General features: G+C 65.1%; 20 protein-coding genes, 1 tRNA gene and 1 pseudogene. 11 read left to right on the top strand and 11 right to left on the bottom strand.

Annotated elements, in window-relative coordinates; genetic code table 11:
- Positions 1 to 28: 28 nt before the first annotated feature.
- The 4 genes from HWX39_RS04750 to HWX39_RS04735 form a co-directional block, all read right to left on the bottom strand.
- A complete protein-coding gene (locus HWX39_RS04750) occupies positions 29 to 946 on the bottom strand; it encodes a LysR family transcriptional regulator (RefSeq protein ID WP_175965782.1) in 918 nt (305 codons plus the stop codon).
- 181 nt (positions 947 to 1,127) lie between these two features.
- Positions 1,128 to 1,373 (bottom strand): DUF3717 domain-containing protein, encoded by a 246-nt coding sequence (locus tag HWX39_RS04745; RefSeq protein ID WP_175952226.1) that lies wholly within the window; start codon positions 1,371 to 1,373, stop codon positions 1,128 to 1,130.
- Between the two features lie 264 nt (positions 1,374 to 1,637).
- Complete coding sequence (locus HWX39_RS04740; RefSeq protein ID WP_175965781.1) at positions 1,638 to 3,173, bottom strand: amino acid permease; 1,536 nt, start codon at positions 3,171 to 3,173, stop codon at positions 1,638 to 1,640.
- Between the two features lie 419 nt (positions 3,174 to 3,592).
- Positions 3,593 to 3,835: a hypothetical protein gene (locus HWX39_RS04735; RefSeq protein WP_175964992.1), complete on the bottom strand. Its 243-nt coding sequence runs from the start codon at positions 3,833 to 3,835 to the stop codon at positions 3,593 to 3,595.
- On the opposite strand from HWX39_RS04735, the gene HWX39_RS04730 reads away from it, so the two are divergent.
- The 3 genes from HWX39_RS04730 (at position 3,774) to argG (ending at position 8,203) form a co-directional block, all read left to right on the top strand.
- Positions 3,774 to 5,306, top strand: coding sequence for a sensor domain-containing diguanylate cyclase (locus HWX39_RS04730; RefSeq protein ID WP_175965780.1), 1,533 nt, complete (start codon positions 3,774 to 3,776; stop codon positions 5,304 to 5,306). The two genes, HWX39_RS04735 and HWX39_RS04730, sit on opposite strands and share 62 nt — an antisense overlap.
- Positions 5,307 to 5,469: 163 nt before the next feature.
- Positions 5,470 to 6,540 (top strand): FUSC family protein, encoded by a 1,071-nt coding sequence (locus HWX39_RS04725; protein WP_175965779.1) that lies wholly within the window; start codon positions 5,470 to 5,472, stop codon positions 6,538 to 6,540.
- A 328-nt stretch (positions 6,541 to 6,868) separates the two neighbouring features.
- Positions 6,869 to 8,203: an argininosuccinate synthase gene (gene argG, locus HWX39_RS04720; protein ID WP_069250949.1), complete on the top strand. Its 1,335-nt coding sequence runs from the start codon at positions 6,869 to 6,871 to the stop codon at positions 8,201 to 8,203.
- A 67-nt stretch (positions 8,204 to 8,270) separates the two neighbouring features.
- Here the strand turns inward: argG and HWX39_RS04715 are convergent, their stop codons facing one another.
- Positions 8,271 to 8,900 carry an Imm5 family immunity protein gene (locus HWX39_RS04715; RefSeq protein WP_175965778.1) on the bottom strand — a complete coding sequence of 210 codons (630 nt, stop codon included), beginning with the start codon at positions 8,898 to 8,900 and terminating at the stop codon, positions 8,271 to 8,273.
- A gap of 152 nt (positions 8,901 to 9,052) precedes the next feature.
- Between HWX39_RS04715 and HWX39_RS04710 the strand changes: the two are divergent.
- Positions 9,053 to 9,262, top strand: a pseudogene (locus HWX39_RS04710) (argininosuccinate synthase); the annotation flags it as partial.
- Between the two features lie 247 nt (positions 9,263 to 9,509).
- Here HWX39_RS04710 and HWX39_RS04705 read toward each other — a convergent pair.
- The gene (locus HWX39_RS04705; protein ID WP_175965777.1) at positions 9,510 to 10,016 is read right to left on the bottom strand and encodes an endonuclease V; all 507 of its coding nucleotides are present in this window, start codon (positions 10,014 to 10,016) and stop codon (positions 9,510 to 9,512) included.
- Positions 10,013 to 10,891, bottom strand: coding sequence for a hypothetical protein (locus tag HWX39_RS36085; protein WP_244134905.1), 879 nt, complete (start codon positions 10,889 to 10,891; stop codon positions 10,013 to 10,015). Before HWX39_RS36085 ends, HWX39_RS04705 begins: the two co-directional genes overlap by 4 nt.
- 401 nt (positions 10,892 to 11,292) lie before the next feature.
- Between HWX39_RS36085 and HWX39_RS04690 the strand changes: the two genes are divergently transcribed.
- Positions 11,293 to 11,808 (top strand): shikimate kinase, encoded by a 516-nt coding sequence (locus tag HWX39_RS04690; RefSeq protein WP_347879566.1) that lies wholly within the window; start codon positions 11,293 to 11,295, stop codon positions 11,806 to 11,808.
- A 351-nt stretch (positions 11,809 to 12,159) separates the two neighbouring features.
- The gene (locus HWX39_RS04685; protein WP_175965775.1) at positions 12,160 to 12,954 is read left to right on the top strand and encodes a polysaccharide lyase family 7 protein; all 795 of its coding nucleotides are present in this window, start codon (positions 12,160 to 12,162) and stop codon (positions 12,952 to 12,954) included.
- Between the two features lie 189 nt (positions 12,955 to 13,143).
- Here HWX39_RS04685 and HWX39_RS04680 read toward each other — a convergent pair whose 3' ends face one another.
- From HWX39_RS04680 to HWX39_RS04670, 3 genes are all read right to left on the bottom strand, one after another.
- Positions 13,144 to 14,145 carry a LysR family transcriptional regulator gene (locus tag HWX39_RS04680; RefSeq protein WP_244134904.1) on the bottom strand — a complete coding sequence of 334 codons (1,002 nt, stop codon included), beginning with the start codon at positions 14,143 to 14,145 and terminating at the stop codon, positions 13,144 to 13,146.
- A 95-nt stretch (positions 14,146 to 14,240) separates the two neighbouring features.
- Entirely contained in the window at positions 14,241 to 14,660 is a 420-nt protein-coding gene (locus HWX39_RS04675) for an ATP--cob(I)alamin adenosyltransferase (RefSeq protein WP_175965774.1), read from the bottom strand.
- 122 nt (positions 14,661 to 14,782) lie between these two features.
- On the bottom strand, positions 14,783 to 15,583 hold the full coding sequence (locus tag HWX39_RS04670; protein WP_175965773.1) for a helix-turn-helix transcriptional regulator: 801 nt from the start codon (positions 15,581 to 15,583) through the stop codon (positions 14,783 to 14,785).
- Positions 15,584 to 15,752: 169 nt separating this feature from the next.
- Between HWX39_RS04670 and HWX39_RS04665 the strand changes: the two genes are divergently transcribed.
- The 3 genes from HWX39_RS04665 (at position 15,753) to HWX39_RS04655 (ending at position 17,841) form a co-directional block, all read left to right on the top strand.
- Entirely contained in the window at positions 15,753 to 16,379 is a 627-nt protein-coding gene (locus tag HWX39_RS04665) for a LysE family translocator (RefSeq protein WP_175965772.1), read from the top strand.
- A gap of 13 nt (positions 16,380 to 16,392) precedes the next feature.
- Positions 16,393 to 17,154: a class I SAM-dependent methyltransferase gene (locus HWX39_RS04660; RefSeq protein WP_175965771.1), complete on the top strand. Its 762-nt coding sequence runs from the start codon at positions 16,393 to 16,395 to the stop codon at positions 17,152 to 17,154.
- Between the two features lie 96 nt (positions 17,155 to 17,250).
- Positions 17,251 to 17,841 carry a nuclear transport factor 2 family protein gene (locus HWX39_RS04655; protein ID WP_175965770.1) on the top strand — a complete coding sequence of 197 codons (591 nt, stop codon included), beginning with the start codon at positions 17,251 to 17,253 and terminating at the stop codon, positions 17,839 to 17,841.
- Between the two features lie 63 nt (positions 17,842 to 17,904).
- Here the strand turns inward: HWX39_RS04655 and rtcR are convergent, their stop codons facing one another.
- On the bottom strand, positions 17,905 to 19,521 hold the full coding sequence (gene rtcR / locus HWX39_RS04650; RefSeq protein ID WP_175965769.1) for an RNA repair transcriptional activator RtcR: 1,617 nt from the start codon (positions 19,519 to 19,521) through the stop codon (positions 17,905 to 17,907).
- 335 nt (positions 19,522 to 19,856) lie between these two features.
- Here rtcR and HWX39_RS04645 point away from each other — a divergent pair.
- Both HWX39_RS04645 and HWX39_RS04640 read left to right on the top strand, forming a co-directional pair.
- Positions 19,857 to 19,929 (top strand) — tRNA-Cys (locus HWX39_RS04645).
- Between the two features lie 258 nt (positions 19,930 to 20,187).
- Positions 20,188 to 21,327, top strand: coding sequence for a slipin family protein (locus tag HWX39_RS04640; RefSeq protein WP_175965768.1), 1,140 nt, complete (start codon positions 20,188 to 20,190; stop codon positions 21,325 to 21,327).
- Positions 21,328 to 21,358 lie beyond the last annotated feature (31 nt).

Raw genomic sequence — 21,358 nt, 5'->3', positions numbered from 1 at the left:
GTCAAGCAAGCCCCCACCGCCCGTGCGTTCATTCGGGTTGCGGCGGCAGATACTCCATCTGCGCCTCGTCGTACAGCCGGTAGATCAGCGCCTGCATCGCGCGGATGTCCTCCGATTCGTCGAGCATCCGCATGCTCATGATGATGGGCGACACGAGGTTCGGATCGTCGAGCGGCTTGTAGCTGATGTCGTCGCGCTTCAGGCCGTACACGCTGTGCGGCACGACCGACACGCCCTCGCCCATCGCGACGAGGCCGAGCGCGATCTGCAGTTCGCGCGTCTCGTAGATCTTGCGCGGCTGCAACGCCCGATCGTGAAAGGCCGCGAGCACCTGGTCCGCATAGCTCGGGCGCGGCGCCTTCGGAAAGATGATCAGCGTGTCGTTCACGAGATCGTGCAGCGACAGCACGGGCTTCGCGCTGTCGAGCACATGGCCGACCGGCAGCGCGACGATCATCCGCTCCTCGCGCAGCACGACGCGCCGCACGCTCGGATCCTCGTGGCGGATGCGCCCGAACCCGACGTCGATGCGCCCTTCCTTCAGCGCCTTGATCTGGTCCATCGTCGACATCTCGTGCAGGCTCAGCTCGACGGCCGGGTATTCGCTGCGAAAGCGCCGGATGATCTTCGGCAGCATCCCGTACAGCGTCGAACCGACGAAACCGACCGACATGCTGCGCTCGATCTTGCCGACCCGCTTCGTCATCGATTCGAGCTCGGCCGTCTGCGCGAGCAGCTGCACCGCGTGCGAATAGAAGAAGCGCCCCGCGTCGGTCAGCTTCAGCGGCCGCGCGTTGCGCTCGAACAGCGGCACGCCGAGCGCTTCCTCGAGCTGCTGGATCTGCCGGCTCAGCGGCGGCTGCGCGATATGCAGCCGCTCGGCCGCACGCGTGAAATTCCGCTCTTCGGCGACCGCGACGAAGTAGCGGAGGTGTCTCAACTCCATGTTCGATGCCTCCCGGACAGCGCTCCGGCGCGCAACCCCGGCCGGATGATGTCGTCACGATACCGCAGGCGACGCAAACCGCCACGCGCGCGGCCACGCGCCGCCCAAAGCAAAACGGGAAGCCCGCGAGCTTCCCGTTGTTTCATCGACGCCGCGGTGCGGCGGCGCAACGCGCCGTCCGTCACACCTCGGTCGCATAGAGCGCGTCGCGCTGCGCGTCGCTCAGCGAGTCGAGCGGCACGTCCGGCAGCTTGTAGCAGATCATCGTGCCGTACAGCTCGGCGAGGCAATTGCTGCCGGCGTCGAGCGCGTAGCCATCCTCGCCGTCCGGAGCCGGCGGGTACACTTCGCGCCACGCGTTGATCGCGGCTTCGAGTCGCACGATGGAAACGGGTTCGGCCTTCCGCTCGGCGGGTGATGCGCTCATGGATTCCTCTGGGTTGCGCGCTCCGCGGGCCGTATCGGCCCGGATGGAACGATGAAAACGCCGGGCCTCGCGCCGGCCGCCGCACGCCGCGCGCGCCGGATGCCGATCCGCGCCGCGCACCTCGCGCCGGCCGGGCCGTGGCCCGGTAGGGTCGGGCAATATAACCGGCTTTGACCCCGTGCAGACAAAAGCCGGGCAAAAAAAACGGGAAGCGCGAGGCTTCCCGTTTCGTCGTAGGTCACGCGGCCAGGTGCCGCGCCCGCGTCAACCCGCGGTTTCGCGGTTCGCCACCGGCTGCCGCTGCGCGCCGCGGCTTGCGGCGATCCACGGCGCGATTTCCATGTCTTCGTAGCGCACGAAACGGCTCTTCTTCAGGAGCCGGAAGCCGAGCCACACGACGAGGAACAGCGGAATGCCAACATAGGTCGCGGCCACGCCGGCCCAGTCGATCCGGTTCGCGAGGAACGCCTGAAAGTCCTGCCCGAGCGCGATCACGAGGCACAGCACGAACGCGAACAGCGGGCCGAACGGGAACCACTTCGACTGGTACGGCAGCTGGTTGAGCGCGTAGCCCTGCTTCACGTAGCCCTTGCGGAACCGGTAGTGGCTGACCGCGATGCCGAGCCACGCGATGAAGCCCGTCATCCCCGACGTGTTCAGCAGCCACAGGTACACGGTCTTGTCGCCGTACAGCGACGTGAAGAAGCACAGGGCGCCGACGGCCGTCGTCGCGTACAGCGCGTTGCGCGGCACGCCGCCGCGCGACAGCTTCGCGAAGATCTTCGGCGCGCGGCCTTCGGTCGCGAGGTTGTAGAGCATCCGCGTGGACGCGTACATGCCCGAGTTGCCGGCCGACAGCACGGCCGTCAGGATCACCGCGTTCATCACGCCGGCGGCAAACGCGAGGCCGGCGTGGCGGAACACCAGCGTGAACGGGCTCACGCCGATGTCGGTGACGTCCGTCTTCAGCAGGTTCGGGTCGGTATAGGGGATCAGCACGCCGATCACGAAGATCGCGAACACGTAGAACAGCAGGATGCGCCAGAACACCTGGCGCACCGCACGCGGGATCGTCGTGCGCGGGTTTTCCGATTCGCCGGCCGCGACACCGATCAGCTCGGTGCCCTGGAACGAGAAGCCCGCGATCATCGCGACGCCCATCAGCGCCGGCAGGCCGCCCGCGAACGGCGCGTCGCCGATCGTCAGGTTGCCCCAGCCGTTACTCGGCGCCCCTTTCAGAATGCCGAAGATCATCAGCAGGCCGACGCCGATGAACGCGACCACCGTGACGACCTTGATCAGCGCGAACCAGTATTCGGCTTCGCCGAAGCCGCGCACGGTCAGCGCGTTGAGCAGGAACATCACGCCGAGGAACGCCGCGCTCCACCACACGCCCGGCACGTCCGGAAACCAGTAATGCATCACGAGCTGCGCGGCGACGAGCTCCACCGCGATCGTCACGGCCCAGTTGTACCAGTAGTTCCAGCCAAGCGCGAAGCCGAAGCCTTCGTCCACGTATTTCGCGCCGTAGGTCGCGAACGAGCCCGACACCGGCATGAACGCGGCCATCTCGCCCAGGCTCGTCATCAGGAAATAGACCATCAGGCCGATCGCCATGTACGCGACCATCGCGCCGCCGGGGCCGGCCTGCGAGATCGACGCGCCGGACGCGACGAACAGGCCCGTGCCGATCGAACCGCCGATGGCGATCATCGTCAGGTGGCGCGCCTTCAGCGCGCGATGAAGCTTGGGTGGGTTCGCTGGCGAACCGGGTGGGTCGGATTTCGGAATGGCGGACATAAACAAGACGTACGTTGAGCGGGCCGGCATCCGTAGCCGGCGCATGCGGAATCGGAGCGCGGTGCGCGTCCTGCGATGCATTCGATGCGGCCCCGATACGCGTTGCGCGGCGGGCGCCTGCGGCGAAGCGCGGATTCTACCTGATTCGTCATGGGAACAGCGCAGGCGCCGCCGCCCGCCGCCGCTGTGGAGATTTCGCAGAATCAAGGGGTTGGCCGCGCCGAACCGGGCCGAACCGGGCCGTCGTCGCAGGTCGGCTCAAGAAACCCGCGCAACGGCGGGTTATCCGGTGCGCCGATCCGCCCGGCGGTTCTTCACGGTCCCGCCGCCATCCTCCCGACACCGCGTCAGCATTCATAATCGCCGGGTTATCACGTGATTATTCAGACAATACGATCGATATCGACGATTGATTCAAATCAAATCATCTGCACGTAAAGCAGTAATGATGCGTAACACGCTGGAATCGCCGTCCCCGCATGCATGTTTTGCATGTGCACGCGAATGTCAGGAATTCGCGAGATAATGCGGCCCGATTCAAAATAAACAGCGTACGGAATCGCCAACAAGGCGAAAATCCGCCGCCCGCCGCCCTCGAGGATGAAGTCAATCACGCTGCCCGCCGCGCTGCGCCGCCATACCGCGTCGATCGTGGCACGCATTCTGTCGCCCCGCGGCGTGCTCGTTGCGGGGATCGTGCTGCTGATGTTCAGCTGGGGGCTTTCCACGTCGCTTTTAATCGAGACGCGGCGCGATGCATATGACCATGCGGTCGAAAATGCACGCAACCTGATGCTGCTGATCGAACGCGATATCGCGCGCAATATCGAACTCTACGATTTGTCGCTGCAGAACGTCGTCGACGGCATTGCCGACCCGGAGCTGATGACCTTGCCGCCGCGCCAGCGCCACCGGCTGCTGTTCGACCGCGCGGCGACCGGCGAGTATCTCGGGTCGATCTTCGTGATGGATGCGCACGGCAATATCGTGATCGATTCGAGCGCGTCGCCCGCGCGGCAAGGCAATTTCGCCGACCGCGACTATTTCGCCGTGCATCGCGACGGGCTCGCGCAGGGCCTCTACATCAGCAAGCCGTATGCCGCCCGGCTACGCGGCGGCGCATTGACGATCGCGCTCAGCCGCCGGATCAACGGGCCCGACGGCACGTTCGCCGGCATCGTCGTCGGTACGCTCAGCATCGACTATTTCCGTGCGCTGCTCGACGGCCTCGCGGTCGGCAAGCACGGCAGCGCGGCGATCGTCGAGGACAACGGCACGCTCGTGTCGCGCCTGCCGTACGACCCGCATGTGGTCGGCCTCGACCTGCACGACTCGCCGCTCTTCATCGACTCGCAGCGCGCCCGCGACGGCGCGCTGACCGGGGTCGGCGCGATCGACGGCATCCGGCGCGTCTATGTATACAAGCATCTCGCCGGCCTGCCGCTGATCGTCGACGTCGCACCCGCCGAGATCGACATCTACGCGTCGTGGCACCACCGCGCGATCTGGACCGTCGTGCTGATGTGCCTGTTCACCGGGTTCATCGCGTGGGGTTCGCTGGCGCTGTCGCGCGAGCTCAAGCGCCGGCAGGTCGCCGAATCGAAGCTGTACCGGCTCGCGCACACCGATGCGCTGACGGGCCTTGACAACCGCGGCACGTTCGACGCGGTGCTCGCGAAGGAGGCCCAGCGTGCGTCGCGCAGCGGCCGCCCGCTGTCGGTGCTGTTCGTCGACGTCGATCACTTCAAGGCGTTCAACGACTACTACGGGCACCCGGCCGGCGACGACGTGCTGCGGCGCGTCGCGCAGACCGCATCGTGCTGCCTGCGCCGCGACAGCGATCACGTCGCGCGCTACGGCGGCGAGGAATTCGTCGTCACGCTGCCCGACACCGACGCGCAAGGCGCGGTGACCGTCGCCGAGAGCATCCGGCACGCAATCGCGGCACTTGGCATCGAGCACGCGAAAAGCCCGTACGGGCGTGTGACCGCAAGCATCGGTGCGGCCACCTCGGCCAACGGCCGCCTGAACGCCGCGACGCTGCTGCGGCGTGCCGACGAGGCGCTGTACCGCGCGAAGTCCGGCGGCCGCAACCGCGTGCTGGAGGCGCAGCCGAGCGCCGCCGACGCATGACGCCGCCATGACGTGACGTGAAGTCGCGCGGCGGCCGGCCGGGCCGGCTGACCTCGCCATGGACAGCCCTCCCGCGTTCGGCTAGCGTTACGTCTGCTGCGCATGCGGCGCGGCGCCGGCCCGCGCAGGCCGCCGTGCGCATTCCGGCCACTCCAGCTCCGCCATGACCACCCCGCTCCCTACCCGGCTGCCGCCGCTCCTGCGCAACGCGCTCCGCCCGCTGCTCGACCCGTATCGCCGCTACCGGCACGCGAAGCTGATCCATGCGGCGCGCGTCTCGCTCGCGATTCTCGTGTCGATCGCGCTGTCCACCGGCCTGAACGTGCCGCACGGCGAATGGTCGACGATCACCGTGCTGATCGTCGTCGGCGGGCTGCAACATCACGGCAACATCCGCAAGAAGGCCGCCGAGCGCGCGCTCGGCACGTCGATCGGCGCGCTCGCGGGGCTCGGGCTGATCCTGCTGTATTCGTTCGTGCACGCGCCGCTCGCGATCTACCTGCTGATGGCGATCGCATGCGGCATCTGCGCGTATCACGCGATCGGCAAGGCCGGCTATATCGCGCTGCTGTCGGCGATCACGATGGTGATCGTCGCCGGGCACGGCGACAACGAGATCGTCGACGGCCTGTGGCGCGCGGTGAACGTGCTGACCGGCATCGCGATCGCGCTGGCGTTCTCGTTCGCGCTGCCGCTGTATGCCACCTACTCGTGGCGCTACAAGCTCGCCGATGCACTGCGCGCGTGCGCGGCCGTGCATGCGCGGGTCGCCGGCGACCGCCCGATCAGCGACGACGCGCACTTGAAGGAAATGGCCGCGCTGAGCGCGCTGCTCGTGCAACTGCGTTCGCTGATGCCGTCGGTGTCGAAGGAATGCGAGACGTCGATGGCGCAGCTCGAGGCGATCCAGCGCAGCCTGCGCCTGTGCATCGGCTACCTGGAGATCCTGTCGAGCGCGGTGCCGCCCCGCGACGACATCGCGGCCCGCGAATACATGCGCGTCGACATGAAGGGCGTGAACCGGCGCATCCGCGACACGCTGGTCGGCGCGAGCCGCGCGCTCAAGTTCGGCACGCCGAGCCGGCTCTCGCCGCGCCGCCGGCCGGCCGACCCGCCGCACGACGCGCCGCCGCCGCAGTTGTCCGGCTACGTGTCGATCATGGCCAAGCTGGCCGGGGAAGTCGATCAACTGCGCGAGAAGCTGCTCGACACCGCGCAGTCGTGGAACATCTGACGTTCGCGAGACGCCGGCTTCAAGCGCCAGCCTTTCATTTTTCTTTCTGTGTGGTGTGCCGGCATCCTGACGACGGAAGCCCCGCCTTTCGGCCGATCCGGCCCCGGAAGCACGGCCCGCGGCCGAGCTCATCGGCGCCTGTTTTTACGGCGATTTCGCGCCGGCTCTCGTGGCGTTCTCCACCCGGTTAATCGCCCGCCAGGCCCGCTGCGACAGGCCCGACGACGGTTCCGCGCGAAAATCAACCCTTGCCCCAACCTTCCGGACAGCCGATACTCGCATATTCCGCGAAATACGATCCCACCGGCTTCAATCCACGGTAATTCCTATGAGCACGATTCTCGAAAGCCTCCCGACCGGCCAGAAGGTCGGTATCGCCTTCTCCGGCGGCCTGGACACCAGCGCAGCGCTGCACTGGATGAAACTCAAGGGCGCCGTCCCGTACGCATACACGGCGAACCTCGGCCAGCCCGACGAAGACGATTACGACGCGATCCCGAAACGCGCGATCGAATACGGCGCAGCCGGCGCCCGCCTGATCGACTGCCGCGCGCAGCTCGTCGCCGAAGGCATCGCGGCGCTGCAAAGCGGCGCGTTCCACATCACGACGGCCGGCGTCACGTACTTCAACACCACACCGATCGGCCGCGCCGTGACGGGCACGATGCTCGTCGCCGCGATGAAGGAAGACGGCGTCAACATCTGGGGCGACGGCAGCACGTACAAGGGCAACGACATCGAGCGCTTCTACCGCTACGGCCTGCTCGTGAACCCGGATCTGAAGATCTACAAGCCGTGGCTCGACCAGACGTTCATCGACGAGCTCGGCGGCCGTGCCGAAATGTCCGAATTCATGAACCAGGCCGGTTTCGCGTACAAGATGTCGGCCGAGAAGGCCTATTCGACCGATTCGAACCTGCTCGGCGCGACGCACGAGGCGAAGGATCTCGAAAGCCTCGAAAGCGGCATCAAGATCGTGAACCCGATCATGGGCGTCGCGTTCTGGCGCGACGACGTGAAGATCGCCGCGGAAGAAGTGACGGTGCGCTTCGAAGCCGGCCAGCCGGTCGCGCTGAACGGCGTCGAGTTCACCGACCCGGTCGAGCTGCTGCTGGAAGCGAACCGCATCGGCGGCCGCCATGGCCTCGGCATGAGCGACCAGATCGAGAACCGGATCATCGAGGCGAAGAGCCGCGGCATCTATGAAGCCCCGGGCCTTGCGCTGCTGTACATCGCGTACGAGCGTCTCGTCACCGGCATCCACAACGAAGACACGATCGAGCAGTACCGCGAGAACGGCCGCCGCCTCGGCCGCCTGCTGTACCAGGGCCGCTGGTTCGACCCGCAGGCGATCATGCTGCGCGAAACCGCGCAGCGCTGGGTCGCACGCGCGATCACCGGCGAAGTGAAGATCGAACTGCGCCGCGGCAACGACTACTCGATCCTGAGCACGAAGTCGCCGAACCTCACGTATCAGCCGGAGCGCCTGTCGATGGAGAAGGTGGCGTCGACGTTCTCGCCGCGCGACCGGATCGGCCAGCTGACGATGCGCAACCTCGACATCACCGATACGCGCGACAAGCTGCGCGTGTACTCGCAAGTCGGGCTGCTGACGCCGGGTGAAGCGTCGGCGCTGCCGCAGATCAAGGGCGACGAGAAATAAGTCGCTTCTTCCGCTCATGGGCCGCGCAATTCCAGGCCTGCCCATGAGCGGCTGATTTCATTTGCGATCACACCGGCTTGACCTGCAACGGCGCGAGGACATCCCACGCTCGAGGCACCGCGTCTTTCAGATACCATCGCCAATACGACCTGCGGCTTGCACCACCCCCCTTGGCCTCCCAAACCGCACTGCCCGAAATCGCCAGCGAGCCGTAATAACCGACATCCCAATCGTCCGGACGCACGCTTTTTTCGTTTTCGCCGACCAAGTCGAAATTCGTGTCATACAAGATCGTATTGATCGCCGCAAAAACAGTCATGCCGGCGTAAACCGGGACAAACGCCGCTTCGCCATATTCAAACAGGTCGATGACCTTGGTGTGGTACTCGCCGTTATCTCTTTCCAGACGGGCGAGCTCATATTTTCCGACCAGCGCAGCAGCGCCATTCGTCAGAATCGTCCGCGCCGCCGTCAGCACGTTCACGTATGGACTCAGCCGATCGATCGCCTCTTCGGCGCACAGTATCGCAAGCCGCGCACGCCGCAAGTATCCTGCATCGGCATGTTCGGCAGCCGACAACCCCTCGATCAATCGAAGCAGATCCCGTCGCGCATTAGCCTGAAGCTCTCCGTCCGGCGTGATCGCTGCAAGCGATAACGACAGAACAGTTGTCAATTCGTTCGGATTATTCGTCATCTACGCAGATTCACAATAAGGACAATTCGAGTGATTTTCCTAGTCAGTTCGATAAAAAATACTCACATATCCATTTCACATCAATGCATGGTTCGGATTCGCCTGTGGCTCATTACCTTCGGTCGCAAGTGAAAACCCAGCCGCACTGTTGCAACGACTACTCGGCTCTGTACACGAAGTCGCCGAACCTCACGTACCTGCCGGTGTGCCTGTCTATGCGGAAGGCTGCGTCGACGCTCTCGTCGCGCGACCGGATCGGCCAGCTGACGATGCGCAACCTCGACTTCACCGATACGCGCGACAAGCCGCGCGTGTATTCGCAGGTCGGGCTGCTGACGCCGGGTGAAGCGTCGGCGCTGCCGCGGAACCAGACCATGGCCGTTATAGACAACCGGAACATAGTCAAGCCCGGAAATATCAGCATGCTAATTAACAGATTCAAACGATGCGAAGTCGAGTGGTTTGAAATGACTCGTTACCTTTCTTTTGAAAATTTATCCGGGACGAGGCAACCCTATGTTGAGCTTGCTTACGCGCTCGCGCCTACCATCGAGGACGCCATGCATGCCGGCGCTTGGTGCAACAGGTCGGCACTGTCAAGCCTCGCCATCACGAGTCGCCCAGATTTCGAGAGAGTCGGTCAGTGGCTTTGATCAGATCCGGAATTCTGAACTTCCCGACCATTTTCACAATATTGCTCTTTGCCAACTCCAAATCGATACCGGCCGCAGTAACAAACAGCGGCTTCGAACTGCCTCCGCGCAGGATTTCTGCGTTTTTTGGCGTTCCCAGGAATTTGGTCTTTGCGACGCCAACTACCGGAACCTTGCCATCAAGGTGTTGCCACAACCGCATACCGAGGCCTGGACATTCGTCGGCGCCAAGCGTCACATAGCCATCGACGACGATACATTCAAGCGGATGTTCGACATGCTTCAGCAACTCGACGATGCACGGTAATTCACGCAAATAGAATTTTCCGGGGATGTAGCTCGCCAGACCATCGACTTTGGCCGTCAGTCTCTCAACCGCTACGCTGCTTTCCCAAGATTCGATCACCATTCCAGCGGCAAGCGCGCTGTCGTCGGAGTAGGACACGTCGACGATTAAAATCACGTTACCTCACGCCCACCCACAAAAACCTTAACAGAAGAGCCACCACTCTTGACAAATGACTCAAGATCAAGGCACCCGCCACTTCCGTGCTTGATTCCCGTTAACTCGAATCCGTCGACGTGCAACTCTCTCAAATGCTGAAGATCCACCAAACTCAAGAATTTCACACCAACATTTGCCAATTTGAGCACTACAACATCCCTCAACATCCCGCAATCGCTCAAATATCGAAAGAAATCATCTCCAACATCTCCTCCAAAGAGAGTCAGATCATCTGCTATCTCGAACCTCTCGAAATCGCGAACTGTAGAAACGGGAAAAAATCGAGCCCTCCTTACTATTCGCGGAATAGCTTCAAGAAAGCCATTGCATGCACTCAATATTACGAGCCGCCCATCGTCAGAAAAACGCATCCCGCCATAAAAATCGGCATTAGTCGTTATATCTACACCCTTCAACCCGCCAGACGAATACCACTCGTAAACCTCGCCAAATTCATCATTAGGAACGTCAAAATAAACCATCCCTCCGGCCTCGGTCCACCTGGCCTCTGAATACACGATGCCGTTCCGCAGAAAGACTTCCCGCGTGCAGGCACCGTCATCGAATTCATATCCGATTCCGCTGAATGGCCGCCCCTGGTACAACGGCACCTCATAGTCAGACAACATTCCGGTCAGATCAACCTGATCGAATCCATCACCAGGGCTCGCGCAAATTGGACGGTAGCCCCCCACTTCGACACCATCCACCAGTTCTATCGCGCGCACCCTTTGCTCTTGCCCAATTTCGAAGGCAACTCCAGAAAACTCCTTTCCGGAAAGAAAATATCTCCCACCTTTCCGCTCCAACAACTCGATATTTACCCGGCTCAATTCTATTTCCTCCCGGTAATAACATTAACATTGGGCGGAATGATCCCACTACAATTCCGACATGCCGTGAACGCGCCTCCTTGAGTTCCGGCCGCACTGCTCCGCCCCAGCTTTATGGTCGCAATACTGATATCGGCCAGGTTCAGTGCAGCCGGATTTGGCACTGCGTTGTAGATGTAGTTCAAAGACTGAACCTCCGCGTGCAAGCCAGGTATCCCTGCCATGTAATGCTTTTGTGAGTTACCGAGGCGAGCTAACGGCACACACGCCACCTTTCTTTAGGGTATATCCCTAATAAATTTTCATTTCGGATTTGCCACCAAAACATTACAAATAAATTTCAATCGACCGCGCCGGATCGGTGCCGCGTCCCGCCTCCTCTCCGACAATCACGAGCCCCCGTGCAACGCCCCATCGCCCCGCCACCTCTTACCGTCATCCACCTGAACGGCCCGATCAACAGCGGCAAGACGACGATCGGTCTCGCGCTCGCACGCGTGCTGCCCGATGCGCGCTTCATCGACGGCGACGATCACGATGCGCCCGAGGATGCGCCGTTCGACGTGCAGTGGGCGATCGCGCTCGAACGTCTCATCGCGCAGATCACGAACGCGCGTGAGCGTCATCTGGTCATCGCCTATCCGATCGGCGAAACGGAATTCGAGCGGCTCCGTGCCGCCTGCGACGCGCGCGATGCGCGGTTGCTCGTCTTGACGCTCGCGCCACCCGAAGCGGTCGCCTCGTCGAATCGAGGCTCGCGCGCGCTGACGGACTGGGAGCGGAACCGGATCGCCGAGATGTATCGCGAAGGCTATGCGTCGCGGCCATTCAGCCAGATGGTGGTCGATACGTCCGATGCGACGCCTGATGCTTGTGCGGCGCGAATTGCGCAGCACGTCGCAGTCACGGAGTCATAACGCCTGCGCCCGCGACTACGCGAGCGCGCACGCCATGGAGTTGCGCCAATCGCGCTTGCCGCCACCCAGCGGATAGTGGCATCACCCACGGAAGGAAAACGTTTACTCTTCCGAGGCTTCTTGCTAGCATCGTCCCCGGTCGACTGCCCCTCGCATGTGGAAAGCCGATCGAAAGCTCCATTATTCCAACGCTTTTTCGCATTCTTTTATTCGCCGTCGCGCCATACCTGCTTTCTGTATTTTGGAGTGCTTTCTACGGGCAACCGATCTCGCTTCGACGATCGCGCGCCTGAAAAGGAAAACGTTATCCACAACATGGCGCCCAGCCATGGACCATCAGAGAGAGACACCATGAAGAACAGGATCATCCCGTGCGTCGTCGCCGTTCTGTCCGTTGCGTGCCTGTCCGCGTGCGGCGGCGACGATCCGGCCAGCCCGGCCGCCGTTGCCCGCCAGCAGGCCACCGCGATGGCGCTCAGCCCGTCGAACCCGCCCGGCTCGAACTTCAACCTCGCGCCGTTCACGCTGCAGTTGCCGACCGGCTCGTCCGGTAAGGTCGACACGGTGAGCGGTTCGTCGCTCGCGGGCGGCTACGTGAATCCGACGTACTTTTATACCGACGGCAGCGACGGATCGATGGTGATGATGGACCCGACGCAGGGCTGGACAACGTCCGGCTCGCTGCATCCTCGCACCGAGTTGCGCGAGAACGCGATCTGGCCGACCTCCGGCACGAACCGGCTGAATGCGACGGTGGCCGTCACGCAGGTGCCCGATCACACGACGATCGGCCAGATCTTCCAGGGCACCGGCCCGAGCAAGCCGCTGTGCGAACTGCAGTTCACGTCCGGCGGCGTCGTGCAGTTGCTGCTCGAAAGCACCAACCAGGGCGGCAAGGCGACGACCACGCCGATCACCACGGTCGGCGTCGGCAAGCAATTCAGCTACGCGCTGAGCCTGAGCGGGACGACGATCACCGTCACGGCGAACGGCACGACCAAGACCTTCACGATGGATTCGAGTTTCGACGGCGAGCGCTTCTACTTCAAGGCCGGAGACTACGACCAGACGGCTGTGTCCGGCACGCCGCTGACGACGCCCGGTACCGTCGTGAAGTTCTATGCGCTGACGCTCACGCACAGCTGACATAGCTGATCGCGTCTCGATGGAGCGCGCCGGACGGGCATGCGATGCGTCCGCCCGGTGCCCAGGTGCCGATCTCGCGTTGATGAGTGAGGCGCCAAATGGAAAACACTCGCTGCGCGACTCGCGCTGCCGCCCCGGGAACAGGACCGGATGGCGCACGCATTCCATCTCGCAGAAGCATGAGCGCCGTCACACCACCGCGACCTGCCGGTCTTCACGCTCGCACGCGGCGGTCGCACGCGCGTTGAGCCGAACCACCGTTGCCCCCGCAACGATCATGCCCTCCCCGTCCCGCGCGGCGTCCACGAACCGCTCCGCAATCCAGTCGACGAACGCGCGCACGCCGGGCGACACATGCGGCCGCTTCACGTAGACGGCCGACACCGCGATCGCGCCGGGCCGCCAGCGCGGCAGCACTTCGCGCAACCGCCCTGCGTCGATCAGCGGCTGCGCGGCGACGCGCGGCGGCTGGATCAGCCCGAGGCCGTGCACGCCGCACGCCAGATACGCCGGCTCGTCGTCCACGCTGACGATCCCGTCGAGCCGCACCTTGCGCACCGCGCCATCGACGAGGAAATCGAGTTCGGACGTGCGCTGGCCCGGCACGGACGACACGCTGACCGCGCGATGCGAGGCCAGATCGTCGAGCATGCGCGGCACGCCGTGGCGGTCGAGATACGCGGGGCTCGCGCACGTCACGCGCTCGAGCACGCCGAGCCGGCGCGCGACGAGCGACGAATCGGGCAACTCGCCGAGCCGGACACTGCAGTCGATCGCGTCGCCGACCCTATCGGCCGCACGCCCGGATACCCCCAACGTCAGCATCAGGTCGGGATGCCGCGCATGAAACGCGCCAAGCGCCGGCAGCACGATCGCGTCCGCGACCGCCGCCGGCAGCTCGACGCGCAGCGGCCCGCTCGGATGCAGCGCGGCGCCGCGGATGCTGGCCTCGAGTTCGTCGACATCCGCCGTGATGCGCACGCAGCGCCGGTAATACGCGTCGCCTTCGGGCGTCGCCCGCAGCGCGCGCGTCGTGCGCACCAGCAAAGGCATGCCGAGCGCCGTTTCGAGCTCCTGCACGGTCCGCGTCGCGGTGGCGCGCGAAATGCCGAGCGCCTGCGCCGCACGCGTAAAGCTGTTCATTTCGACGATGCGCGTGAAGATGCGCATCGAGCGGATCGGATTGTCCACCGGACACCCCTGCATGGTTGCCGCATGCCGCGGCGCGCATTCGCGCGCCGTACATGCGTATCGAGGAACGCCGCGTCGCCGGCGCGGCAGACGGTTCAGCCGTTCGCCGCCTCGGCGCCGCGCGCCGGTTCGTCGAGCAGCCGCCGCGCAAGCGCGAGCGCGTCGTCGCGGGTTGCTGCCGCGTTCAGCGGATAGCCCCAGACCTTCTCGAACGCGCCCGAGAATGCATCGAGCGCCACGCGCCGCGACGCGTCAGGCTCGATCGCGATCATCGCGGGAATCCATTCATGCGACTGCGCGCGGTTGGCCTTGCTCCACTTCGCGAGCTGCTTGCGCAACGCGTGATCGTCGGCGCCGCGATCGTCGCCGGACGGCGCGTCGTCGGTCAGAAGAACGAACGGTTCGCGACGCGCCAGCAACGCGTCGAGTTCGGCGATCAGGCGAGCAGGATCGGTGTGCGTCGAACCGGTGTAACGCAACCAGACAAACGGGAATTCGGTCGTGACGATTTGCATGTCGGCCTCCAGATGAGAACGATTCTCATTTTATGGGCCGAGGCCCGCGGCGTCATTTATCGTCCCGGCCAACCGCTTGCTCAATCCGGCCAATCGCGCACGGGTGGCGCGGACCGCGCGGTTCAGCGTTGCCGGTCGGTCAGGAATTGCGTCGGCGACTTGCCGGTCGCTTTGCGGAACATCGTCACGAAGCTGCTCGCGCTCTCGTAGCCGAGATCGATCGCGATCTGGTGCACGCGGCGGCCGGTCGTCAGCATCCGCAGCGACAGCGCGACATGCAGCCGCCGGCGCCAGTCGCCGAGGCTCATCCCGAGCTCCTTCGCCGCGAGCCGCGTCAGGCTGCGCTCGCTGATGCCCACGCGCCGCGCGAGTTCGGGCAGCGACGACTTGTCGGCCGGATCGTCGAGCAGATGGTCGATCAGCTTGCGCAGCCGCCGGTCGGCCGGCATCGGCAGGTACAGGTCCTCGACCGGCGCCGCGACGAGTTCGTCGAGCAGCGTCGCCATCAGCCGCCCTTGCGGCCCGTCGATGTCGTACAGGTTCGGAAAGCTCGCCGCCTTCAGCAGCAGCTCGCGCAGCAGCGGCGACACCGACAGCGTGCAGCAGCGCGCAGGCAGGCCGAGCGCGGCGTCCGGCTCGACCAGCACCGCATAGAACGTCGCGCCGGCCGAGCCGCGCGCCGCATGCGGGACGTCGCCCGGAATCCACACCGTGCACTGCGGCGGCGCGCTCCATACGCCGCCGTCGATCTCGCAGTAGATGACGCCGCTCAGCGTGTAGAGCAGTTGCGCCTGCGGATGGCTGTGCCGCTCGAGCCGCCATTCGGGCTCGACGACCGAGCCGCCGAACACGACGAGCGGACGCGGCACGTGAAAGACTGCGTCATCCGCTGCGGGATCGGTGGTGGGTGGAAGCTTGCGCATGAAGGCGGACGATGGAGGAAGCCGGACGCGCTGCCCGCGCGTTCTCTCGTGCTTATACCAGAAAGGTGCCGGGAGCAGCCGTGCGGTTGCCCCGGCTGCGTCTGCAGCCGCATGCCGAAGCGAATACAATGCCCCGATCCCCTCGCTGCGCCCACCTGCCGGAGCCGCCATGTTCGACCTGACCACGCTGACCACCTTCACGGCCGTCGTCCTGGGCCTGTTCCTGATCCCTGGCCCCGCCGTGCTGCTCGTGCTGAGCCGCACCGTGCAGGGCGGCCGCAAGACCGGCATCCTGACCGGCCTCGGCGTCGCGAGCGGCGATTTCGTGCATACGCTGTTCGCGGCGGTCGGCCTGTCGGCGCTGCTGATGACGTCGGCGCTCGCGTTCAATGTCGTGAAGGGGGTCGGCGCCGCGTACCTGATCTACCTCGGCGTGCGCGCGCTGATCGAGAAGCCGTCCGATCCGTCGTTGCCGAGCGTGTCCCCCGTCACGCCGCTCAAGGCATACCTGCAGGCGATTCCCGCCGAAGTGCTGAATCCGAAGACCGCGCTGTTCTTCGTCGCGTTCATGCCGCAGTTCGTGCATCCGGAACGCGGCTCGACGTTCGTGCAGTTCGCGGTGCTCGGGCTGATCTTCGTCGTGCTCAGCTCGCTCTACACGACGCTGATCGCCTGCTCGATCCGCCCGCTCGGCCGCGTCGTGAAGCGGCTCACGTGGCTCACGCGCTGGCAGGGGAAGATCATCGGCTCGATCTTCATCGCGCTCGGGCTGCGCGTGGCCGTGCAGCAGCGCTGACGTGCGCGGCCGCATGACGTCCGCCTTGGCGCCTGCCGGCGAAGCCCTCTACACCGACCCGCGCCTCGTCGCGGCCTACGACCTGTTCAACGCGGGCGATCGGGATTTCGCGTTCTACGCCTCCGTGATCGGCGCCGCGCCGCAACACATCCTCGATCTCGGCTGCGGCACCGGCACGTTCGCGCGCAGGCTCGCGGCAGCCGGGCACGACGTCGTCGCGATCGATCCTGCGCCGGCGATGATCGATTACGCACGACGCCAGCGGGGCGCCGACGCGGTACGCTGGATCGCCTGCGATCTAGCCGGCCTGCCGCCCGACGCCCGGTTCGATGCGGTCGTGATGACCGGTCACGCATTCCAGTGCCTGCTGACCGACGACGACATCGACGCGACATTGCGCGGCGTGCGGCGCGTGCTCGCCGACGGCGGCCGTTTCCTGTTCGATACCCGTAACCCGCGCGTCGAGCCGTGGCGTGCATGGACACCGGAGCATTCGGCACGCAGCGTCGAATCGCGCGAATCCGGCATCATCGATCTCCATCATGCGGTGCGCGCGGTAGACCGCGCGATCGTGACGTTCGACACGCACTACCGTTTCCGCCGCGACGACACATTGCTGACGAACACGAGCCGGCTGCGCTTCATCGCGCAACCCGAATTGCAGGCGCGCATAGTCGCAGCCGGATTCTCGTCGGCCGACTGGTTCGGCGACTGGCAACGCACACCGTTCGATGCCGCGACCAGCGCGGAGATCATCGCGATCTGCCGCGCCTGAGTGCGCGTTCGATGACGTCAGCCCACAACGGCCAGCTGTCCACCGCATACGCATGCCGGAGCGTGCGGCCCGATAACCCGATACTGGAAGATCACCATGCCCCTCCCGCTTCATCCCGCGCAGGTACGCGCGCTGCTCGAATGCTATCTGCGCGCGAAGGACCTGAACCGCCCCGCGCTGATCGCCGACTGCTTCGCGGCCGATGCCGAGCTGAGCTTTTCGCTCGCGAACGACGATATCGATTTTCCGCCGCACGTGACAGGCGCGGCCGCGATTGCGCGCACGCTGGTCGTGGAATTCGGCGAGCGGTTCGAGCGGTGCCGGACCTATTACGTTTGCACGGAGCCCGAGGTCGACCCGCACGGCGTCAGCGGGATGTCGTGGCTCGTCGTGATGCGACAGAAGGACAACGGCGCGCTGCGGATCGGGCACGGCACGTACCGTTGGCAGTTCGCGGGCACCCGCGAAAGCGAGAACGCCGCGCGGATTGCCTCGCTGCACATTCATATCGCCCGGATGGATACGATCGACGATCCGGAATCGGCGAAACTCGATGCGCTGCATGCAGCGTTCGGATATCCGTGGCTGCCGGCACACGCGTTCGCGCGCGGGCTCGAGGATGTCGCGGCAGCGCAGCCGGAGTGGGCATTCCTGGCGCCATTCCGGCACGCAGCGGGGGCGGCATAACCGATCCCGCCGGCCGCGTGCCGGGCCCTCCGGCTCCACGCGGCGTCCGCGCCGTCGTACTCGTCATGCCCCGTCGAGCGCCTGCCGCACGCCCTCCCAATCCAGCCCGAATCGCGCGAGATACTTGCGCAGCCGGTCCGCATCGTTCGGCTGCTTCTTGTTCTGCCGCGAAACCGCGAACAGCGTGCGCCCCGCCTCCGACAGGCTTGCCGACACGCGGCACACGTCGAGCACGCGTTCGAGCTGCGCGCGGTCGAACAGGTCGAGTTCCGCCGCGCGCGCGCCGAACACCGTGTCGACACACGCATCGGACGCACCCGCGCCGCCCGGCGGCGACCACGTGCGCGTCAGCCGTTCGACTTCCTGTTCGACGAGCGCTTCGGTGATCCGCCCGGCATCGGCCAGCGTCGCCATCCGCGTGACCGACGCGGACAGCTCGCGGAAATTGCCGGCCCATGCCGCGCGTGACGACGCGGCGAACGCAAGATAGCGCCGCTTTGCCTCGACGTTGAAACGCACCTGCTCGCCCTGCTCGCGGCCGAAACGGTCGAGTTCGAATTCGAGGTTCGGCTCGATGTCCTCGCGGCGCTCGGCCAGCCCCGGCAGTTCGTACGTCCACAGGTTGATCCGCGCATAGAGATCCTCGCGGAACGTGCCGGCCGCCACCATCTGCCGCAGGTCGCGATGCGTGCCCGCGATCAGCTCGAAATCGCTGGTGGCCTCGACGTCCGCGCCGACCGGCAGGAAACGCTTCTCCTCGATCGCCTTCAGCAGCATCGCCTGTTCGTCAAGCCCGAGTTCGCCGATCTCGTCGAGAAACAGCAGGCCGCCGTCGGCCGCGCGCAGCAGCCCGGCCCGCGCAGACTGCGCGCCCGTGAACGCGCCCTTCACGTGACCGAACAGCGTCGACATCGCCGCGTCGCCGCGCAGCGTCGCGCAGTTGATCTCGATGAACGGCCCCGCGAGCCGATGGCGGCCGCGCTTCAACTCGTACACGCGCTTCGCGAGAAACGACTTGCCGGCGCCCGTCGGCCCGACCAGCAGCATCGGCGCACGCGAACGCACGGCCACGCGCTCCAGTTGCTCGATCAGCGCGTTGAAGCGCGCGTTACGCGTCGCAATGCCGGCCTTCAGGAACGACACGGTTTCGTCGCGCTCACGGGTGAAGCGCTGCGCGATGCGGTTGTAGCGCGACAGGTCGAGATCGATCACCGACATCGTGCCGGGCCCGCTCAATCCTTCGTCGGTCTTCTGCGGCGGCGCCGTCTGCGCGAGACGCGCCGGCAGGTAGCGCGCTTCGGCCAGCAGGAACCAGCAGATCTGCGCGACGTGCGTGCCGGTCGTGATGTGGATCAGGTAATCCTCGTGGTCGAGATCGAACGGGTAGGCGCGCGCGAAATCATGCAGCGTCGCATAGACCTCCTCGAAATCCCACGGGTCGCGAATCTCCATCGGGACGAGCCGCACGTCGGTGTGCGGCGACACGCGCTCGAGATCCTGTTTCACGCGGTTCGCGAGACGTGCGTAGTTCGGCGAATGCAGCAGTTCGAGCCGGTCGATCGGCGTGTCGCGCTGTTCGCACAACGAAATCGTCGGCCGCCAGTTACGCCAGCGGCGCTGCGAGCCGCCGCCCTGGTCGAGCACGGTACCGAGAAAACCGATCGCGACGGTCTTGCGCATGCTTATCCCACAAGATAATAGACGATCTGATTGTATCGAATTTTCAGAATCGAGCGACGGCCTGATTTTCCTGCGCAACCCGCCGCACAAAATAATTCCCCTTTTATTTCAACGGCTTGGGATTTATCGAGCACATCAAGCCGCCTACTGGCACGCTCCTCGCTAAATAGAAGGCGCCGGATGTCCCGCTGGCCCGCGAGCCAGGGTTCAACAAGCCCTGCTGGTGCGCCGCCGCCGAACCTGGTTCGTCGCGGTCGCGTATGCCGCCATGGGCAGACGAAGGCAAACGGGCGCGTACTGGAACTTCGCCCGGGTTCGAATCCCGGGGCGCCCACCGTTCGGTAGCTCATTTGGGTAGAGCAGCCGGCGCAAGCCGGTGTGTAGCGGGTTCGAATCCCGCTCGAACACTGTCCGCAAGGACAGTCTCTTGATAGCAGCAGTACCCGCCGGTGCGGGCCGCGAGGCCCGCCGCGCGTCGGACCGGTTGCGGTTCCGCGCGATCGGCCGGACGGCCGCACGGCCCGCGCGAAGGCGCACGACGACGCGATGCAGGATGCGTCGCCGTGCACTTCGGCGCCGGGCCGGCGCGCCGCCCGCCCGGTTGCGTCGCCCCGCGATCCGCACGATGTGCGTCATCCGGCGGTCATTGAAGAAAAGGACAAGAATATGTGGATGCGACATGTGGTGAAAAAGAACGAACGCGCGCTGCTGATGAATGAGGGCGATTTCGTGAAGGTGCTCGAACCGGGCGTGTTCAAGGCCTTCGATCCGTTCAAGCGTTTGTCGGTGCAGACCGCGCGTCTCGACGCGCCGCTCGCCGACGCGGCCCTGGCCGACTACCTGCGTCACGACGCACCGGACGTGCTCGCCCGGCACTTCGTCGCGATGGATCTCGCCGACGACGAAGCGGGCCTGCGCTACGAAGACGACGTGCTCGTCGAGATCCTCGCGCCCGGCACGCGCCGGCTTTACTGGCGCGGCCTGACCGCGCACCGTCTCGAACGGGTCGATCTCGCGCAGGACAGCATGCTGCCGGCCGCCCTCGTGAAGCGCATCGCGCAACCGGCGCTGCGTGCGCGCGGCGTGGCGGGCCTGACGGGCGTGTTGCTGGCGCAGGTGCCGGCGTACCACGTCGGCGTGCTGAAGATCGACGGCAAGATCGAGCGGCTGCTGGATGCGGGTGTCGCGGCGTTCTGGCGCTTCAACCGCGACGTCGCGGTCGAACTCGTCGACCTGCGTTTGCAGGCAATCGAAGTCGGCGGGCAGGAAATCCTCACGCGCGACAAGGTCGCGCTGCGGCTCAACCTGTCGGCGACGTGGTGCTATGCGGACGTGCTGCACGCGTTCGGCCAGTTGCAGAAGCCGGTCGAACACCTGTATCGCGAGCTGCAGTTCGCACTGCGATCGGCTGTCGGCACGCGCTCGCTCGACGAACTGCTGGAAGACAAGCAGTCGATCGACGACGTCGTGATCACGCAGGTGCGTGCCCGCCTCGGCCATTCGGGCGTGGACGTGCGCAGCGTCGGCGTGAAGGATATCGTGCTGCCGGGCGACATGAAGACGATCCTCGCGCAGGTGGTCGAAGCGGAGAAGTCCGCGCAGGCGAACGTGATTCGCCGCCGCGAGGAAACGGCGGCCACGCGTTCGCTGTTGAACACCGCGAAGGTGATGGAAGAAAACCCGACCGCGCTGCGGCTCAAGGAGCTGGAAACGCTCGAGCGCGTCGCGGAACGGATCGACCGCATCTCGGTGTTCGGCGGTCTCGACCAGGTGCTGAACGGACTCGTCAGCATCAAGGGCGCATAAGGCTCAAAACAAGCGGCGCGGCGCATGTGCA

It is taken from the genome of Burkholderia sp. BCC0322, assembly GCF_902833045.1.
Lineage (GTDB): Bacteria > Pseudomonadota > Gammaproteobacteria > Burkholderiales > Burkholderiaceae > Burkholderia.
This window is presented reverse-complemented; position numbering and strand designations above follow the sequence as displayed.

What these genes read in the sequence shown, in the direction of transcription:
- HWX39_RS04750 (WP_175965782.1), bottom strand. Translation starts at nt 946, where the DNA reads ATGGAGTTGAGACACCTCCGCTACTTCGTCGCGGTCGCCGAAGAGCGG.
- HWX39_RS04745 (WP_175952226.1), bottom strand. Translation starts at nt 1,373, where the DNA reads ATGAGCGCATCACCCGCCGAGCGGAAGGCCGAACCCGTTTCCATCGTG.
- HWX39_RS04740 (WP_175965781.1), bottom strand. Translation starts at nt 3,173, where the DNA reads ATGTCCGCCATTCCGAAATCCGACCCACCCGGTTCGCCAGCGAACCCA.
- HWX39_RS04730 (WP_175965780.1), top strand. Translation starts at nt 3,774, where the DNA reads ATGAAGTCAATCACGCTGCCCGCCGCGCTGCGCCGCCATACCGCGTCG.
- HWX39_RS04735 (WP_175964992.1), bottom strand. Translation starts at nt 3,835, where the DNA reads ATGCGTGCCACGATCGACGCGGTATGGCGGCGCAGCGCGGCGGGCAGC.
- HWX39_RS04725 (WP_175965779.1), top strand. Translation starts at nt 5,470, where the DNA reads ATGACCACCCCGCTCCCTACCCGGCTGCCGCCGCTCCTGCGCAACGCG.
- argG (WP_069250949.1), top strand. Translation starts at nt 6,869, where the DNA reads ATGAGCACGATTCTCGAAAGCCTCCCGACCGGCCAGAAGGTCGGTATC.
- HWX39_RS04715 (WP_175965778.1), bottom strand. Translation starts at nt 8,900, where the DNA reads ATGACGAATAATCCGAACGAATTGACAACTGTTCTGTCGTTATCGCTT.
- HWX39_RS04685 (WP_175965775.1), top strand. Translation starts at nt 12,160, where the DNA reads ATGAAGAACAGGATCATCCCGTGCGTCGTCGCCGTTCTGTCCGTTGCG.
- HWX39_RS04675 (WP_175965774.1), bottom strand. Translation starts at nt 14,660, where the DNA reads ATGCAAATCGTCACGACCGAATTCCCGTTTGTCTGGTTGCGTTACACC.
- HWX39_RS04670 (WP_175965773.1), bottom strand. Translation starts at nt 15,583, where the DNA reads ATGCGCAAGCTTCCACCCACCACCGATCCCGCAGCGGATGACGCAGTC.
- HWX39_RS04665 (WP_175965772.1), top strand. Translation starts at nt 15,753, where the DNA reads ATGTTCGACCTGACCACGCTGACCACCTTCACGGCCGTCGTCCTGGGC.
- HWX39_RS04660 (WP_175965771.1), top strand. Translation starts at nt 16,393, where the DNA reads ATGACGTCCGCCTTGGCGCCTGCCGGCGAAGCCCTCTACACCGACCCG.
- HWX39_RS04655 (WP_175965770.1), top strand. Translation starts at nt 17,251, where the DNA reads ATGCCCCTCCCGCTTCATCCCGCGCAGGTACGCGCGCTGCTCGAATGC.
- rtcR (WP_175965769.1), bottom strand. Translation starts at nt 19,521, where the DNA reads ATGCGCAAGACCGTCGCGATCGGTTTTCTCGGTACCGTGCTCGACCAG.
- HWX39_RS04640 (WP_175965768.1), top strand. Translation starts at nt 20,188, where the DNA reads ATGTGGATGCGACATGTGGTGAAAAAGAACGAACGCGCGCTGCTGATG.